20 protein-coding genes are annotated in these 15,056 nt (G+C 62.7%); 7 read left to right on the forward strand and 13 right to left on the reverse strand.

Annotation, left to right across the window (positions count from 1 at the left end; translation table 11 throughout):
• Positions 1–26: 26 nt before the first annotated feature.
• Together ACNEOT_RS02860 and ACNEOT_RS02865 are read right to left on the reverse strand one after the other, a co-directional pair.
• Positions 27–881, reverse strand: coding sequence for an aldo/keto reductase (locus tag ACNEOT_RS02860; RefSeq protein WP_415971961.1), 855 nt, complete (start codon positions 879–881; stop codon positions 27–29).
• A 34-nt stretch (positions 882–915) separates the two neighbouring features.
• The gene (locus ACNEOT_RS02865) at positions 916–1,419 is read right to left on the reverse strand and encodes a hypothetical protein (RefSeq protein WP_415971963.1); all 504 of its coding nucleotides are present in this window, start codon (positions 1,417–1,419) and stop codon (positions 916–918) included.
• Positions 1,420–1,529: 110 nt separating this feature from the next.
• On the opposite strand from ACNEOT_RS02865, the gene ACNEOT_RS02870 reads away from it, so the two are divergent.
• Both ACNEOT_RS02870 and ACNEOT_RS02875 read left to right on the forward strand, forming a co-directional pair.
• A complete protein-coding gene (locus ACNEOT_RS02870; protein WP_415971965.1) occupies positions 1,530–3,332 on the forward strand; it encodes a DUF222 domain-containing protein in 1,803 nt (600 codons plus the stop codon).
• 117 nt (positions 3,333–3,449) lie between these two features.
• Positions 3,450–3,806 carry a hypothetical protein gene (locus ACNEOT_RS02875; RefSeq protein ID WP_415971966.1) on the forward strand — a complete coding sequence of 119 codons (357 nt, stop codon included), beginning with the start codon at positions 3,450–3,452 and terminating at the stop codon, positions 3,804–3,806.
• 9 nt (positions 3,807–3,815) lie between these two features.
• Here ACNEOT_RS02875 and ACNEOT_RS02880 read toward each other — a convergent pair whose 3' ends face one another.
• Together ACNEOT_RS02880 and ACNEOT_RS02885 are read right to left on the reverse strand one after the other, a co-directional pair.
• Positions 3,816–4,013 (reverse strand): PLD nuclease N-terminal domain-containing protein, encoded by a 198-nt coding sequence (locus tag ACNEOT_RS02880; RefSeq protein WP_415971967.1) that lies wholly within the window; start codon positions 4,011–4,013, stop codon positions 3,816–3,818.
• Positions 4,014–4,097: 84 nt separating this feature from the next.
• A complete protein-coding gene (locus ACNEOT_RS02885) occupies positions 4,098–4,556 on the reverse strand; it encodes a hypothetical protein (RefSeq protein WP_415971968.1) in 459 nt (152 codons plus the stop codon).
• Positions 4,557–4,742: 186 nt separating this feature from the next.
• Between ACNEOT_RS02885 and ACNEOT_RS02890 the strand changes: the two genes are divergently transcribed.
• Positions 4,743–4,976 (forward strand): PLDc N-terminal domain-containing protein, encoded by a 234-nt coding sequence (locus tag ACNEOT_RS02890; protein ID WP_415971970.1) that lies wholly within the window; start codon positions 4,743–4,745, stop codon positions 4,974–4,976.
• Here ACNEOT_RS02890 and ACNEOT_RS02895 read toward each other — a convergent pair.
• Both ACNEOT_RS02895 and ACNEOT_RS02900 read right to left on the reverse strand, forming a co-directional pair.
• On the reverse strand, positions 4,966–5,418 hold the full coding sequence (locus ACNEOT_RS02895) for a GNAT family N-acetyltransferase (protein WP_415971972.1): 453 nt from the start codon (positions 5,416–5,418) through the stop codon (positions 4,966–4,968). The genes ACNEOT_RS02890 and ACNEOT_RS02895 overlap by 11 nt on opposite strands.
• The gene (locus ACNEOT_RS02900; protein WP_415971973.1) at positions 5,405–6,379 is read right to left on the reverse strand and encodes an aldo/keto reductase; all 975 of its coding nucleotides are present in this window, start codon (positions 6,377–6,379) and stop codon (positions 5,405–5,407) included. Before ACNEOT_RS02900 ends, ACNEOT_RS02895 begins: the two co-directional genes overlap by 14 nt.
• A 64-nt stretch (positions 6,380–6,443) precedes the next feature.
• Between ACNEOT_RS02900 and ACNEOT_RS02905 the strand changes: the two genes are divergently transcribed.
• Complete coding sequence (locus ACNEOT_RS02905; protein ID WP_415971974.1) at positions 6,444–7,355, forward strand: aminotransferase class IV; 912 nt, start codon at positions 6,444–6,446, stop codon at positions 7,353–7,355.
• Positions 7,356–7,358: 3 nt separating this feature from the next.
• Here ACNEOT_RS02905 and ACNEOT_RS02910 read toward each other — a convergent pair whose 3' ends face one another.
• From ACNEOT_RS02910 to ACNEOT_RS02925, 4 genes are all read right to left on the reverse strand, one after another.
• Complete coding sequence (locus ACNEOT_RS02910) at positions 7,359–8,507, reverse strand: serine hydrolase domain-containing protein (protein ID WP_415971976.1); 1,149 nt, start codon at positions 8,505–8,507, stop codon at positions 7,359–7,361.
• A 46-nt stretch (positions 8,508–8,553) separates the two neighbouring features.
• Entirely contained in the window at positions 8,554–9,768 is a 1,215-nt protein-coding gene (thrS, locus tag ACNEOT_RS02915) for a threonine--tRNA ligase (RefSeq protein ID WP_415971978.1), read from the reverse strand.
• A 202-nt stretch (positions 9,769–9,970) separates the two neighbouring features.
• Complete coding sequence (locus ACNEOT_RS02920; RefSeq protein ID WP_415971980.1) at positions 9,971–10,339, reverse strand: glyoxalase superfamily protein; 369 nt, start codon at positions 10,337–10,339, stop codon at positions 9,971–9,973.
• Positions 10,336–10,899 carry a TetR/AcrR family transcriptional regulator gene (locus tag ACNEOT_RS02925; protein WP_415971981.1) on the reverse strand — a complete coding sequence of 188 codons (564 nt, stop codon included), beginning with the start codon at positions 10,897–10,899 and terminating at the stop codon, positions 10,336–10,338. Before ACNEOT_RS02925 ends, ACNEOT_RS02920 begins: the two co-directional genes overlap by 4 nt.
• 109 nt (positions 10,900–11,008) lie before the next feature.
• Between ACNEOT_RS02925 and ACNEOT_RS02930 the strand changes: the two genes are divergently transcribed.
• Positions 11,009–11,848, forward strand: a complete 840-nt coding sequence (locus ACNEOT_RS02930) for an alpha/beta fold hydrolase (RefSeq protein WP_415971982.1) — start codon at positions 11,009–11,011, stop codon at positions 11,846–11,848.
• A gap of 44 nt (positions 11,849–11,892) precedes the next feature.
• Here the strand turns inward: ACNEOT_RS02930 and rraA are convergent, their stop codons facing one another.
• Both rraA and ACNEOT_RS02940 read right to left on the reverse strand, forming a co-directional pair.
• Positions 11,893–12,372: a ribonuclease E activity regulator RraA gene (gene rraA, locus ACNEOT_RS02935; protein ID WP_415971984.1), complete on the reverse strand. Its 480-nt coding sequence runs from the start codon at positions 12,370–12,372 to the stop codon at positions 11,893–11,895.
• Positions 12,373–12,396: 24 nt separating this feature from the next.
• The gene (locus ACNEOT_RS02940) at positions 12,397–12,780 is read right to left on the reverse strand and encodes a DUF5313 family protein (RefSeq protein WP_415971985.1); all 384 of its coding nucleotides are present in this window, start codon (positions 12,778–12,780) and stop codon (positions 12,397–12,399) included.
• Positions 12,781–12,896: 116 nt separating this feature from the next.
• Between ACNEOT_RS02940 and ACNEOT_RS02945 the strand changes: the two genes are divergently transcribed.
• Both ACNEOT_RS02945 and ACNEOT_RS02950 read left to right on the forward strand, forming a co-directional pair.
• Positions 12,897–13,931 (forward strand): amidohydrolase family protein, encoded by a 1,035-nt coding sequence (locus ACNEOT_RS02945; protein ID WP_415971987.1) that lies wholly within the window; start codon positions 12,897–12,899, stop codon positions 13,929–13,931.
• 71 nt (positions 13,932–14,002) lie between these two features.
• Positions 14,003–14,248, forward strand: coding sequence for a WhiB family transcriptional regulator (locus ACNEOT_RS02950; protein ID WP_415973632.1), 246 nt, complete (start codon positions 14,003–14,005; stop codon positions 14,246–14,248).
• On the opposite strand, the gene ACNEOT_RS02955 is transcribed toward ACNEOT_RS02950, so the two are convergent.
• Positions 14,217–14,969 (reverse strand): MerR family transcriptional regulator, encoded by a 753-nt coding sequence (locus ACNEOT_RS02955; protein ID WP_415973633.1) that lies wholly within the window; start codon positions 14,967–14,969, stop codon positions 14,217–14,219. The two genes, ACNEOT_RS02950 and ACNEOT_RS02955, sit on opposite strands and share 32 nt — an antisense overlap.
• Positions 14,970–15,056 lie beyond the last annotated feature (87 nt).

A 15,056-nucleotide genomic window follows, 5' to 3' on the forward strand; every position in this document is an offset into this window, starting at 1 on the left:
CCGTTGAAACGGAACGGAAACTCGAACTACAAGGCGGCGTCCAAGAGCTCGATGTCGGAGTCGTTCAGGATGAGGTGCGCTGCCTCGACGTTCTTGCGCAGGTGGGAAATGCTGGTGGTTCCGGGCAGCGGAACGACCGTCGCCCCGCTGTGACTACCGCGGTGATGAACCCATGCCAACGCAACTTGGCCGGGTGTCACCCCTCTGTTCAAGGCGACCCCCGCGAGAGCGACATCGAGGGGCGTGTCATGTGTGCCGGTGAGATTGCCATGCCCGAGGGGCGAATGTGCGACGAGGGCGATGCCGAGCTCCGCAAGAGTCGGCAGAAACAATTCCGCCTCACGATGGGCGAGCGACCACTGTTGCTGCACAACGGCAATGGGATGTACTGCGTGTGCGCGACGGATGTCGTCGACCGTGATGTTGGACAAACCGAGGTGGCGAATCTTGCCCGCCGACTTCAGTTCCGCCATCGCGGTGACCGTGTCCTCGATCGGTGTGTCCTCGCTGCGATGATGCAGGTAGTAGACGTCGAGGTAGTCAACGCCGAGCCGCTCGAGCGTGCCGTCGATCGCACTGCGAACCGTCTGCGGATCGGCCTTGACGGACCAGTCGTCGAAGCGACCCGATTCACCCCAGTAGACGCCGAACTTGCTGCACAGCGTCACCTCATCACGATGAGAACCCAACGCGCGCCCCACTGTTGCTTCGTTGCCGTACATTTCGGCTGTATCGAGCAACGTCACGCCTGCCTCGATGGCAGTGCGAATCAAGACTCCAGGATCTCGGTCCTCGTCCCCCCAGCCGTCGTCGGTCAGTCGCATCAATCCGAGGCCCTGAAGCGGTGGGATGTCGAGTATCCACGGATTCGCGTCTGTCATGGCCGACAGGGTATGACCTCAAGTGCCGTCGAGGTCAAGTGATTGCCCGTTGTGTCTTGGACGCTGGGCTCGTTCGGGTACTCCAAAGTCTTGTCAGCACTGCCCCTGCTGGGATCAAGAAGAGTGCGTAGGGTCCGCCAACCGCCCATTGCTCCGGTGTGGACAGCTCGGGACTCCAACTGTTCGGGTCGCGGCGGACAGGGCCGCCGTAGACGGCAAGGACAGAGTTGATCACGATCAGCAGGCAATACGCCGTTGTGAGGGCGAGTCCGACGGTCGCGTACCAACGGCCTCGGTGCGAGCTCTGGGGCGACGGGAGTTCGAGACTGCCAGCAATGGAGAAGACTGCAGCGGGAAGGAGAACGATCAAGCCGACGGCCGTGGTGATGTTCCACGTGACTACGACGTCCCCGATGGCGTCGTAGCCGATACCCGATGCGCCCGCTGCGAGGCTGATACCCCACCACAAGAGGGGAAGCGTTCCTGTCACGATCACGCCGCGGCGAAAAGATCTCGTGTGGTTCGGCCGCGTTGTCATGACGCCATTGGTATCACCGTCACCCGGGAGGCTCGGGTCAAGGACGGTCACCGCGCGAGGCTCGTACGTGTGTTCGAAAACTTGTCGGTGGGTCGCGGTAGATTTTGTTCATGCTTTCGGGGGACGGCGGATCAGGGGTGGACGGCATCGAGACGGTGCCGCCAGCTCCCGATGTGTCCGATCCCGAACTGTCGGCGCTGGTCTCAGCCGTCGAATCGACGGTCGCCGAATTGGCCGGGCAGGGGTCGGTGTCGTGGACGAATGCCGACCGGCGTGCGGTGATTCAACGCATGGAAACTGTGTCGCGGTCCGTGACGGCGTACTCGCACACCTGGCTCAACGAACTGATCAGCCAACACGGCCTCGACGTGTACCCGGGATCGGTACCGTCGTCGGTGGCATGGATGCTCCGGATCACCCCACGAGCAGCCGGAGCCCGAGTGCGCCTGGCTGCGGAGTTGGGTGACCGCACCTCCTTCTCCGGCGAAGTACTGCCCCCGTTGCTGCCGCACACCGCTGCAGCGCTGCGGGCAGGGCTGCTCGACGCCAAACACGTGCAGATGATCCGCGAATTCTTCAGACACCTGCCCTCCAGGACTGACCCACAGACACGCGATCTCGCCGAAGAGCAGTTGGTGGGTCTCGCATCGACCCGACGACCCGACGACTTCGCGCCGTTGGTGGCGCACCTGGACTCGATCCTCAACCCCGACGGCAATCACGACGATGATGACGACGACGAGAACGGAAAGCCGAGGCCGCGCAAGCGACGGGATGCGTTCTTCTATCTCGGTGAACAGGGTTCCGACGGTATGTCGGAAGGGAAGTTCTGCGTCGACTCCGAACTACGGGCCTACCTCGAAGCTTTGTTCTCCAAGGCCGCGAAGCCGGGGGTGAACAATCCTGCCGACCCGACATCGGTCGTCCACAACGAGACCAGCAACGAGGACAAAGACGAGACCAGCTACGACGACAAAGACGAGGCCGGCGGTGATGACGACGGCGGGGGCGGCAGCGCTACTACGCCGACGCCCGAGTCCTTTCCGGGCGATGCCGGGTCCAGTCATGCGGGCTTGTGGGATGAGACGAACTACGACAGTGACGGCGACTGCGGTGACGATGACGACTGCGACGGTGTCGACTGTGGTTGCGGCACAGGGTCCGACGGCACAGCCGCACCCAAGGACGCAGCGGCGCCCGACGGAGCTGCTGACTCAGACGACGCGGCAGATATACGTGATGCTGCCGCCGCGCGGGATCGACGCACCCAAAACGAACGCCGCCACGACGCCCTCAAGCTCGCGCTACGGCAGACACTTGCATCCGGGACACTCGGCACGCACCGCGGTCTACCCGTCACCGCGATAGTGACAATGTCGCTGCGGGATCTCGAAGCCGGCTGCGGATACGCCATGACCGCCACCGGATCACGCGTCAACATCCGCGACGCCATCCGCATGGCCTCCCACGCCCACCACTACCTCACCATCTTCGACGACCACGGACGTGCCCTCTACCTCGGCCGATCTAAACGCATCGCCTCAGCCGATCAACGCATCGTCCTCATCGCCCGAGACCGAGGTTGCTCGTTTCCGTCGTGCACCCGCCCGGCAACGTGGTCGCAAGCCCACCATGTGACCGACTGGGTCGACGGCGGCAACACCGACATCGACTCCCTCACCTTCGGCTGCGACATGCACCACGCACTCGTCGGCACCGGCCCCGGCAAATGGGCCACCACCAAAACCACAGCAGGACATCGATACCCGGGCCGCACCCTCTGGCACCCACCAGCCGGAATGGACCCCAAGCGCCGCGGACTGATCAACCACGCCCACCACCCCGAGGAAGTGCTGTACCCGCCAGACAAGCCCGGCGATGCCGGCGACGAGGAACCACGACAACCCGCATAACGACCCACACAAGCGTCACGGCACAGCTCTGTCTGTCGTCAGTACATGGCCCCCACGGACCGGTCGTGCGCGAAAAATAGCAAGACTCCAGAGTGGTTACCTGCGTACGGTGAGCCCATGATGGTTCTCGCGAGCAGGACTGCGGTGTTGTCGCCGCCAACCCGGTTCGTGTGGAAGGCGTTGATGCGACCCGACCTGCATCCGTCCAATCGCGGGTTTGCGTGGCCGGTGATGTTCGAGGGTGCCGCTCTGCCTGGAATTGTCGAGAGCAGCGAGTTCGACCGCGTCGTGTGGAGTTCGCCGTGGCCGACGGTTCCGGATGTTCTGCTGCAGTTCGATCTACGCCCGGAGACTCGTCTTCGATGGACGCTGTTGGCTCACGCGCCGGCACCGAGTCAGCAGACCATCGACTGGTTGCGCGACCAGGTCAGTCACCTGGTGAACGTCGACCTACGAAACGCGCTGGGTTACTGACCGCGAGAGCTATCGGTTGCCGCCGCTCGGCCCGTAGGGGTAGCGCTTGCCGACTGTAAACCACAGAATCGGCCCGACGATCGGCAGGATGAACGCAGCGAACGCCCATGCCAGCTTGGCCAGGCAACCCGTGCCGGGATCGCGGACAATCGATACGAGCGCAAGAATGAACAGGGCTAGGGCGATTGCGCCACCGGCAGGTGCCATGTGTCCGACGTTAGCTCAATCTGAGCATTCGATACTCATATCAGCCAGTTCACGAAAGTGGTTGCTGCGGCTTGTGTCCGACGGCTATGACATCTTGTCGCTCTCGATGGCGTGTACCCATGACTCCGGATTCTCGACGAGCCATGCAGCGGAGTCCGCCGCCGCTTCCGTTCGGAAGTGCACGCGGAGCAGGCTTCGTCCGACGGTCTTGCCGGCATGCGAGCCTGTCACGTCCGCGCCGTCTATGTCCTGCAACGGTATTCGAAGCAGGGTGGAGCTTCCGATGCGGCGGAACCACAATTCGCTGTCGGTCAGGACGAGCGCGCCGTTTCCTCGGACCTGAGCGCCGCCCTTGGATCCGAGGCCGAAGAAGTTTGCCATCGGATCCGACTTGACCACGCTGGAGTCGGCGAACTGTTGCGCGATCGCCGACTGTGACGACGAAGACAGTCGACGCACCAGCACTTTGACCAGCACCGCAATGCCCACGATGAGCAGCACGACACCCACAATGCCGAGCAATACAATCACTGTGACATTCATCGGCGCATCGTATCGAGCTACGTCGGGTTTGTCCGGTCGATACTTGCTTGGGAGTCCGCCGATCGGCCACAGAGAATCTGAGGTAGGCAAACGTCTTGACCGACTCGAACCCGTGCGTGATCCGACTGCACGCGTAGCGGCCCACTCAGTCCAATAAGCTGGCCCTCGATGAGAGGGGAGACGGCAATGGACAGTGACAGGAACCCCACTCTGCCGTTGGCGTTCGATCTCGCCTGGATGGGCTCGGTGGTGGTGTGGCTGCTGCCCGTCGGTGTGGCGTGGGTGTCGATCTTACGTACCTCCCACCGCCGTCGTGGTGCCGCTTTCTGGTGGTGTCTGCTCGTGCTGGTCATGCCGATCACCGGTGCGTTGATCTGGTTCGCGGCTCGGCCGAGAACTCCTGGGTCGATCAGCGATTGAGTTCGTAGCGGGCCAACCACAGTCCCGGCCGTACCTCTTGGTCCTCGGTGTGTACGAAGCCGAAGGACTCGTACACACCGCGTGCCGGTGGGTTGTCACGGCCGGTGGCCACCTGTACGCGCTGTCCGACAATCGATCCCAACATCGCGTCGACCAAAGCGCGTCCGATGCCCCGTCGGTGCGCGTGTGGTGCCACCACCAGACGATCGATCTCCGTCTCGGACCACGCTGCAGCCCCGAGTATTTCGCGATCGGTCCACGCGACGAGCCAGTGGACCCGCGCAGCACAGAGATCGTCCACCGACTCGTGCAGCAGCGGAATTCGGTCGTCGCCGATCAGGCTCGCCTCCACTGCATACGATTCTTTCTGTACCGCGAGAATCCGCGCGGCCAGGGATCGATCGGCGGCGGGGTCGACGCGAACGATCTCAATAGCGTCCACCGGCAGGAGCAGGCAGAGCATCGAGTGCAGCAAGGTGGTCCGGGCTCAGGGTCAGCGTCGCTGCAGCAGCGTTCTCGTCGAGGCGCGTCGTACGTCGGGTACCGGGAATCGGCACCACACGCTCGCCCTGCGCCAGGACCCAGGCCAGGGCCACCTGCGCCGGCGTCGCACCCAGCTCGTTGGCGACACCTGCAATGGCGTCGACGATCACGAGATTCGCGTCGAGGTTGTCCTGGCTGAAGCGAGGCAGGCGCGAACGGAAATCGTCTGCGGCAGGGGTGGTTCCACGAAAGTTCCCGGTCAGGAATCCGCGGCCCAACGGCGAGAAGGGGACGAATGCGGCACCGTTGTCCTGCGTCCATTTCAACGATGTTGCGAGATGGTCGCGCGTCCACAGCGACAACTCGGACTGCACCGCGGAAATGGGATGCACCTGCTGTGCGCGGTCCAGTTGCTCGACGCTGAACTCCGAGACACCCAGTGCCCGAACCTTTCCCGCCTGAACCGCCTCCGCCATTGCGCCGATGCTGTCCTCCACGTTCACCTCGGGGTCAGGGCGGTGCAGGTAGTACAGGTCGATGTGGTCGACGCCCAGGCGGCGGAGCGAGTCGTCGATCGTAGACCGTAGATGCTCCGGCTTGCCGTTCGGGCCCGAAATGATGGGTTCTCCCGCGTCGCCGATGTGAGAAACGAGACCGCCCTTGGTCGCGAGCACAACCTCGTCGCGCCTGCTTCCGATGGCCTTGCCGACGACCTCTTCATTGGTGAACGGGCCGTAGACATCGGCAGTGTCGATGAAATTCACTCCCAGGTCCAAGGCGTGACCGATGACTCGATCGGGGGTCTCCGTCTGATCGTCGGCCTTGTATGCCCAGGTCATTCCCATGCAACCCAAGCCGATGGCACCCACCTCGGGGCCGTCGTTCCACAGGGTCCGGGTCGGTATTGTCGGTGCGCTCATGGTCTCGACCATAGAGAAGGAAATGTGTTGTCGCTCGGCCTGGCCGGGCGGATAGCATCGCCGCATGGCTCTTCCACACTCGAAGGTGTATTTCGGCGACCGTTTGGTCGAGGCGCAGGATGCGACGCTCGGAGTTGCCACCTCGGCCGTTCTCTATGGGCTCAGCGTCTACACCGTGTTTCCGGTGCAGGTGGACGGCGGGCGTCGGACGGCATTTCGATTGCGCGATCACTATCAGCGGCTCGTCGAATCCTGCAAGATCATCGGCATCGACACCTTTGCCTCGCAGTGGACGTTCGAGCGATTCGTACAGGCGACGCGGGACGTGGTTGCCGCCAATGCCCCGACGGCAGAGGTCTACGTTCGAGCCACCGTTCACGTCGACGAATCGATTCCCGGAACGCGGGTGCGTGGGCTGCACACTACAGTCTCGATCTTCCTGTACGACGCCAATCCCATTGTGCCGCAGAATGGTATGCGGTTGAAGACGAGTGTGTGGCGTCGTATCCCGGACTACGCCATTCCCTCCCGTGCCAAGGTGAACGGTGCCTACGTCAATTCTGTTCTCGCCAAACAGGATGCGATCGACAGTGGGTTCGACGACTGCATCTTCCTCGACATCAACGGTCACGTCTGCGAGCTCAGTGCCGCGAACATCTTCCTCGTCCGTAATGGAGTGCTCGTCACACCCGACGTCACCAGCGACATCCTGGACGGCATCAACCGTCGGACGATCCTGACCCTCGCTCGCGAAGAAGGACTGACCGTTCAGGAGCGCACAGTCGACCTCACCGAGCTGTACATTGCAGACGAAGTCTTCGTCTGCGGCACCTCTGCCGGAGTTGCCCCGGTATACGAAATCGATGGGCGTGCAATAGGAAACAAGGAAACAGGCCCAGTGACGCTCACTCTACGAAAGCGCCACCAGGCCGCGCTCACCAGTGACGAGGTGCATGGTTGGGTGAGCGTGCTCTGACAGTTACGTAGGGCAGGTCGCCGTCAGGCCGCTGATCAGTGCGTCACTTGCGAACTGGAACATCGGATCGATGGCCGGGTCCGGTGCCGCAGACGTCCAGGCCACGGACACCTGACGATCCCCGTCCGGGCTGGAGAAGCTGAGTGTGCCGTACCCGAAGCCGTTGCCGCGCTGACCGAATACCAGTTCCCCGGAGCCAGGATTGCATGCGTCACCACCGAGCAGCAGTCCGAGCCCGTACGTGGACGGCATCACCACCTGCATCTCGTCGATCAAGTTCTGCGGGATCAGCGTGCCGTCGAACAAGGCTCGGAAGAAGGTGTTCAGATCACCCACGGTCGAGACCACTGCGGCGCCCGAGGACCAGATGCTGGCATCGTAATCGGTTACGTCGGTGTAGGTTCCGTTCTCCAGCGCATAACCGTGCAAGGCATTCTCGGGTATTGCCGAGTCTGTCGGGTAGGTGGAATCTTTCATGTCCAACGGGTCGAAAATTCTGTCCTGCAATGACTGCCCGATGCTCTTTCCATCCAGTTGCGAAGCAATACGCCCGAGCACAACGTAGTTGGTGTTCGAGTAGACGAACTCGGTACCGGGTTCGGTCGGCCACGGCTGGGCCAGCGCTTCGGCGATGTGCTCGTCGTCGGTGACGACATCGCCGGATCGGGACGCGATCGCGGCTGCGCTGTCGAAGCCGGACAAGGAGTCCGGTAGCCCGCTGGTGTGATCGAGGAGCTGGCGCACCGTCACCGGTTTCGGAAGTAGACCCGGCAATAGTTCGTCGACCTGCTCGTCCAGTTGCAGCTTGCCCTCGTCGACCAATTGCAGGATTACCGCCGCGACCATCGGTTTGGTGACGCTGGCGATACGGACCGGGTCGTCGGCGGACGCGGCCTCGGTGCCCCCGCGCTCGACGACACCGGCCGCTCCCGACCACGTGTCTTCGCCGTCGCGTACCTGCGCGACAGCGGCAACAGACCCGGCGTCGACCAGTGCGTCCAAGGCTGCCTGGACGTCGTCGGTCTTGATGCTTCCGCTCGAGGGCGTGGTGGTGACCGGCGCGACAGCCGACGGTTCGTCGGTAGACGAGCACCCACTGACCAGCAGTGACGCAGAGATTGTGAGGGCGGCGAGGATTCGTAGCTTGCTCATGCTTTCGACACTATTGCCGGGGAACAGGGGATTTCAGTGTCAAATGTCAGTGATTTTCGATGAACGGCAGGACGGGAACCAGAGCGCGAGTGGAAATATCGTGTCGTACGGCGGTGACGAACAGGTTCTCGTCGAGAACGGCTTTCGAGTTCAGGGCGGGATAGGAGACCGAGACCGAACTGCTGTCTCGCTCTCGATCACCGATGACCGCAATGTACGAGTCGCGGTGCAGTCGAGCACTCCTGATGCGCGCGCCGAGCGAACCCTCCTCGAGGACTTCGGCTCGAATCGATTCCCCCTGCAGTCGGCCGACCAGCGCCCGTGCTGCGAGTGAATGGGTATCGCCCACCGGAATGACGGCTACCTGCCGAGGGGCGAGCCACGGTGGCATTCGCCCGGAGTGGCGTTCGATCAGCATTGCGGTCAACCGCTCCATCGAGCCGAGTACGCCGCGATGAATCATCACCGGACGGTGTTTCGCGCCGTCGGACCCTGTGTACTCGAGCCCGAACCTTTCCGGTTGGTTGAAGTCGATCTGAACGGTCGACACGGTGTCGCGATGACCGGGGACCTGAACATCGATCTTCGGCCCGTAGAAAGCGGCCTCGCCGTCGCCGACGGTGAACTCGCGATCACCCAGCGCGTCACGCAACTGCCGCTCGGCGGTATTCCATTCCACCTGATTGCCCAGGTAACTCCCGTCTCGGGAGCGTACGGACAGACGGAACAACGGCTCGAGACCCAGTACCGCATAACACTTCTCGACCGATTCCAGAGCGCGGCGAACTTCGTCGCGAACTTGATCCGGACTGCAGAATACGTGCGCGTCGTCCAGTGAGATCTGCCGTACGCGGGTCAATCCGCCCAGCACACCGGACAATTCGCTCCGGAACATCGATCCCAGCTCCGACACTCGAAACGGAAGGTCGCGAAAACTACGCCCACGCGCGGCGAAGACCTGGGTGTGATGCGGGCAATTAGCCGGGCGCAGAACGAATTCCTCTTCACCGATCCGCATCGGTGGGAACATATCGGCCGAAAATTTGTCCCAGTGTCCGGATTTCTCGAACAGGGAGCGCTTGGACAGAACGGGGGTGTAGACGCCGAAACAACCCGAGCGCGCCGATTCCTCGGCTGCCAGCTTCTCCAATTCTGCCCGGATGACGGCACCGTCGGGAAGCCACAGGGGTAGCCCGGCACCGATGGCCGGACTGGTGTCGAACAAGTTCAGCTCGCGACCGAGCTGGTGATGGTCTGACATCAAGGGTGCTCCACTTCCACTGTGTCCCAGAAGAAGTGACCCAGAAAGCAAAGAACCCCGGGAAACTACTCCCGGGGTTGTTCGATTCAGGTCGGTGCAGGCCTACATCGGACGCCGGAAGATTGCCGGCGTCGTCGTCTGTGGCTGCTGGTGCATCATGGCGACGACACTACAACGCATCTGCGACGGCTGGCAAGGGCTCTCAGCGATCGACCTGGCAGAAGCGGAGGTTGTTCGAGAAGGGATCGGTGACCGTCATGGTAGGTCCGCCCGGTGCGTCGTGATCGATTCCTGGTCGGCTGTGCGGGTTGTTCTTCTGCAGCAGTTCGGCATTGAAGGACGTGACATCCGCGATCGGTATCCACACCGATGTTCCGGGTGTGCCGTCGCCGTAGTGCTGGGATAGATCCAGGGTGCACTGCGCACGCGAAATGCGTACGTAGAGCGGCAGATGCGGCTCGAATCGGTGTTCCCACTCGACGGTGAATCCGAGGTAGCCAATGTAGAACGCGCGCGCTTCGGAATCGTCGAAGATACGGAGAATCGGAATCGCCGGGCCGAATGCCTTCATGACGACGAGTGTGACATGCCGAGCAGAACTTTTGCCGCGGCCTTTGCTGCAGCAGCAGATTCGGGCGACTCCGTGATTGCCGCGGTGGTTTGTGCACCCTCGGCGAGGAGGGCGATCTGCAGTCCGACGGTCGGCGCACATCCGGCCTCGACGGCCAATTCGGTGACGTACTCGATGAAGTGTCGCTTGTGCTGCTGCGCCGCGTCGGCGACCTCGGGCATCGTGGCCCCCAGTTCGCCGAACGAGTTGATGAAAGCGCAGCCCCGAAAATTGTCCTGACGAAACCACTGGTCCAAGAAGTCGAAGATGGACAGCAGTTTCTCGCGTGGTGAGTCGTACGCCGCCGCGGCAGCTCGAATGCCGTCGTTCCACTGGCCGGTGCGGCCTCGCAGCACTTCGGCGACGATGGCGGTCTTCGACGGAAACAGTGAGTACATGCGCTTGAGGGAGATGCCTGCGCTGCTGCGGAGCTCGTCCATCCCGACTGCCTGAATTCCGCGCGCGTAGAACAACGAATCCGCTGCTCGAATCACGTCGTCGCGCCCCAGTTCGGTACTCATGACCCACCTACCTCTTGCCGAGAGAACCAACGTTCTCTACAGTAGTCCACACGCGGTGAGAACGACCGTTCTCGCTCGTCGAAGTGCAGGATCACAGGAAGGCAGGATCATGGCGTACATCAACGTCGGAACCGAGAACTCCACCCCCGTCGAGGTCTATTACGAGGACCACGGCACCGGTCGACCGGTCGTTCTCATCCATGGCTACCCACTCGACGGCAACTCCTGGGAACGTCAGTCGCGGGCGCTGCTCGACGCCGGCTACCGCGTCATCACCTACGACCGCCGTGGATTCGGGCAGTCGAGCAAGCCGACCGTCGGATACGACTACGACACCTTCGCCTCGGACCTGGACAAGGTGCTCACGGAGCTGGATCTTCGCGAGGTCATCCTGGTCGGATTCTCCATGGGCACAGGTGAACTCGCGCGATACGCAGCGAAGTACGGCACGGATCGCGTCGCGAAGTTCGCTTTCCTCGCCTCACTGGAGCCGTTCCTCCTGCAGACCGACGACAACCCGACCGGCGTCCCGCAGTCGGTGTTCGACGGCATCGACAGTGCCGCGCGAGAGGATCGCTTCGCCTGGTTCGACAACTTCTACAAGGACTTCTACAACCTCGACGAGAATCTCGGCACCCGCATCAGCGAGGCCGCCGTGCGTGCGAGCTGGAACACCGCGACCCACAGCGCTCCCGTCGCCGCCTACGCCGTCGTGCCCACGTGGATCGAGGACTTCCGCGGTGATGTGGAGAAGGTCCGCGAATCCGGGAAGCCCACCCTCATCCTGCACGGCACCGCCGACAACATCCTGCCGATCGATGCCACCGGTCGTCAGTTCCACAAGGTGTTCCCGGAGGCACAGTACGTCGAGGTCGACGGCGCACCTCACGGACTGCTGTGGACGCACTTCCAGGAAGTCAACGACGCGTTGCTCGCGTTCGTGAAGTAGAAGCACGACGGCGGCAGGCACATGGCTCGCCGCCGTCGTCGTGGCTAGACCGCGACCACTCCGTCGTGGTCGCTGTGGACGATCTCGCCCGGGTTGAAGGTGACGCCGCCGAAGCTGACCGGCACGTTCTTCTCGCCCGAGCCGGTCTGCGTGCTCTTGCGCGGGTTGGTGCCCAGTGCCTTGACGCCGATGTCGAGCGTGCGCAGGATCGCCGAGTCGCGCACCGCACCGTTGACGATTACACCCGCCCAACCGTTGGTGACGCCCCGGCCCGCGATGATGTCTCCGACGAGCGCGGTATGAACGCTGGCATCGCCGTCGACCACCAGGACGCCGCCGTTGCCGGGCTCGCTCAGAGTCTGTTTGACCAGCAGATTGTCCTGGAAGCAGCGGATGGTGGTGATGGGGCCCGCGAATTCGGTGTTCTTGCCGAACTGAATGAACTGGGTGTCGCAGCTGCGGATGTCGGGACCGATCTCGTCGGCCAGATCAGCTGTTGCCTTGAATTCCACAGGTGAAGTCATGCGCCACAGACTATCGTTCGACCGTCAACCGCGACCGTGACGGCGTTCGTAGTCGTTTCGGGTGCGGTCGGCGCGATTCTGCGCCTTGGCGTTGATCAGCTGCGGGTCGAGGCCGTGGATCAGCAGACGATGTCGTCGATAGACGTTCATCAGCGCAATCGCGAAGTAGACCAGGGGGATGAAGAGCAAGGCCATCATGGCCAGGGACATCCACAGCGGGCCTGGAATCAACAGGAACAACAGCAGCAGTGGAATGACGGGCACAGTGAACCGCGCAAGGTAACGGACCTGGGCGCCGTTGCCCACCAGATCCTCGCGAACCCAGTCCTGCATGGACTCGGGCAGCGTGCGACCGAACGAATAGCCCAGAAACTGCAGTGGGCTCGGCGTCACACGTTCGGTGGTCATCGCGCAATGCTAGTCCGATTGTTCTTGGTACATCTCACCGTTGACTGCGGTTTATCTCATATGTGACGATAGCGTCAGTTGGGCCCGGGGTGGTGTCGAAGACAAGGACAAAGACCGTGATCGATCGCAGAACCCTGCTCGGCGCGCTCGGCGCGGCGACGATCTCCGGTGCTGCGCTCGCTGCGATCAACTCGGGGACCGCATCGGCGACGCCGGCCGCCGGCGGTGTGATCGACATCCACTCACACATGGTTCCGGACTTCTACCTGCGCGACGCCCTCGCGTCGGGCATCGTCTTTCCCGACGGCATGCCGAAGTGGCCGTCCTGGTCGGTCGGCGAACACCTGGCAATGATGGACGGCTGCGGCATCGACAGCGCGATTCTGTCCGTCTCGTCACCCGGAGTGCATTTCGGCAACGACGGCAAGGCTGCCGATCTGGCCCGACGCGTCAACGACTTCGGAGCTGAAGTGGTTGCCGGCCAGCCACGACTCGGGTTCTTCGCGTCGCTACCACTGCCCAACGTCGTCGACTCGACGGTCGAGGCCATTCGCGCACTCGATCAGCTCGGTGCCGACGGCGTGACGGTGATGTCGAATGCAGGCGGAGTGTATCTGGGCAACGCCGTGCTGACGCCGTTGCTCGCTGCTCTGGACGCGCGGTCGGCGGTCGTGTTCGTTCATCCGACGTCGCCGCCGAATTCTCCAGCGGTATCGCTCGGGCGGCCGGCACCGATGATCGAATTCCTTTTCGACACAGCACGAACCGTCGTCGACCTGATCCTGCTCGGCGTGGTCGATCGATTCCCGAACATCCGCTGGGTGTTCACTCACGGCGGTGGAGTCCTGCCACTACTGGCGGATCGCGTCGACTTCTTCCGGACCCAGGTGGGCCTGGGAAGACCGAAAACTCCGGATGTGTTGCAGCGCTTGTGGTTCGACCTCGCTGGTACCCCGGTCCCGCGGCAGCTGCCCGCATTGTTGTCCACCGTCGGCCCCGATCGTCTGGTGTACGGCAGTGACTACTGCTTCACGCCGATCGCCGCGGTACAGGACCAACTGCGGTCACTCGACGCCGGTGCAGCGAACGGCGGACTCGCGAACTGGCGCGCGTCCACATCCGACAACGCCCGCCGTCTGCTGAATCTCTGACCCGAAGGAGACGACCGTTGACGACGAAAGCGCAAGCACTGCAGCCTATTTCCGAGCACTGGGATTGGCAGATGAATGCCGCCTGCCGCTCGATGCCGGTCTCGATGTTCTACCCCCCTCTGGGTTTGAGGGGGTACTCGTTGAAGAGCCTCGAGCGACAGGCCAAGCTCGTGTGCGCTCAATGTCCCGTTATCGCGAGATGCCTGCAGCACGCACTCGACTCGAACGAAAAACACGGAGTCTGGGGAGGTTCGACCGCACACGAGCGGTCCGCGATGGTTCGCGTCACCCCTGACGAGCGGCGTTCGCGACAATGACATCGCGAAGGTACTGCGCCAAGCCGTCGGCAATGTCGTTGTAGTGCTTGGCGAATCGCTCGTCGGCGATGTACATCTCCGCCAGGTTCACCTGCATCTCGTAGCCGCAGTCGTAGTACCGCTCGATCGATGCCCGATGACGCTCGGCGAGTTCCCCGGCCTCGGTGGAATCCGGTGACACACCCCGCTGCAACGCGGCAGCGAGATCCGCTTCCAGTAGGTCCGTCTCCTTCTTGACGGCCTTCCAGTCGTCCTTGGTGAACGACGCCGTTCGCTGCTGCGACTGCTTCCACTCGTCGGTCTCGCCCCAGCGTTGCTCGGCTTCCTCGGCGTACTCCTCGCCGGGCCAGTTGTCGCCGAAAATCTCGCGCTGTTCCTCGGGCGTCAGTTGTATACCCATCTTCTTCGCCTCCATCATCTTGTCCACGGCCGCAGCCATTGCGTGCAAGTGATCGATCCGCTCGTTCAACAACTCTCGCTGCCGACGCAGATGCGCCATGGCATCGACCGTCGGGTCGTCGAGCAACGCCGCGATGGCGTCGAGCTGGAACCCGAGTTCCCGGTAGGTCAGCACCTGATGCAGCCGCTCGACATCGGCCGACGAATACGTCCGATAGCCCTTCGGGGTTCTCCCCGACGGCACCACCAGCGCGATCTCGTCGTAATGGTGCAGCGTTCTGACGCTCACACCCACCAACCGTGCGACAGCACCGACCTGCATGCTGTTCGAATCATCGACGAAAGACGAATCACTCACGAAGGACACTGTGCTGCCTCCCGTGGCGTGAGGGTCAAGCCTTCGACTACC

The organism is Rhodococcus sp. 077-4, from assembly GCF_047782425.1.
Taxonomy (GTDB): Bacteria; Actinomycetota; Actinomycetes; order Mycobacteriales; family Mycobacteriaceae; genus Rhodococcoides.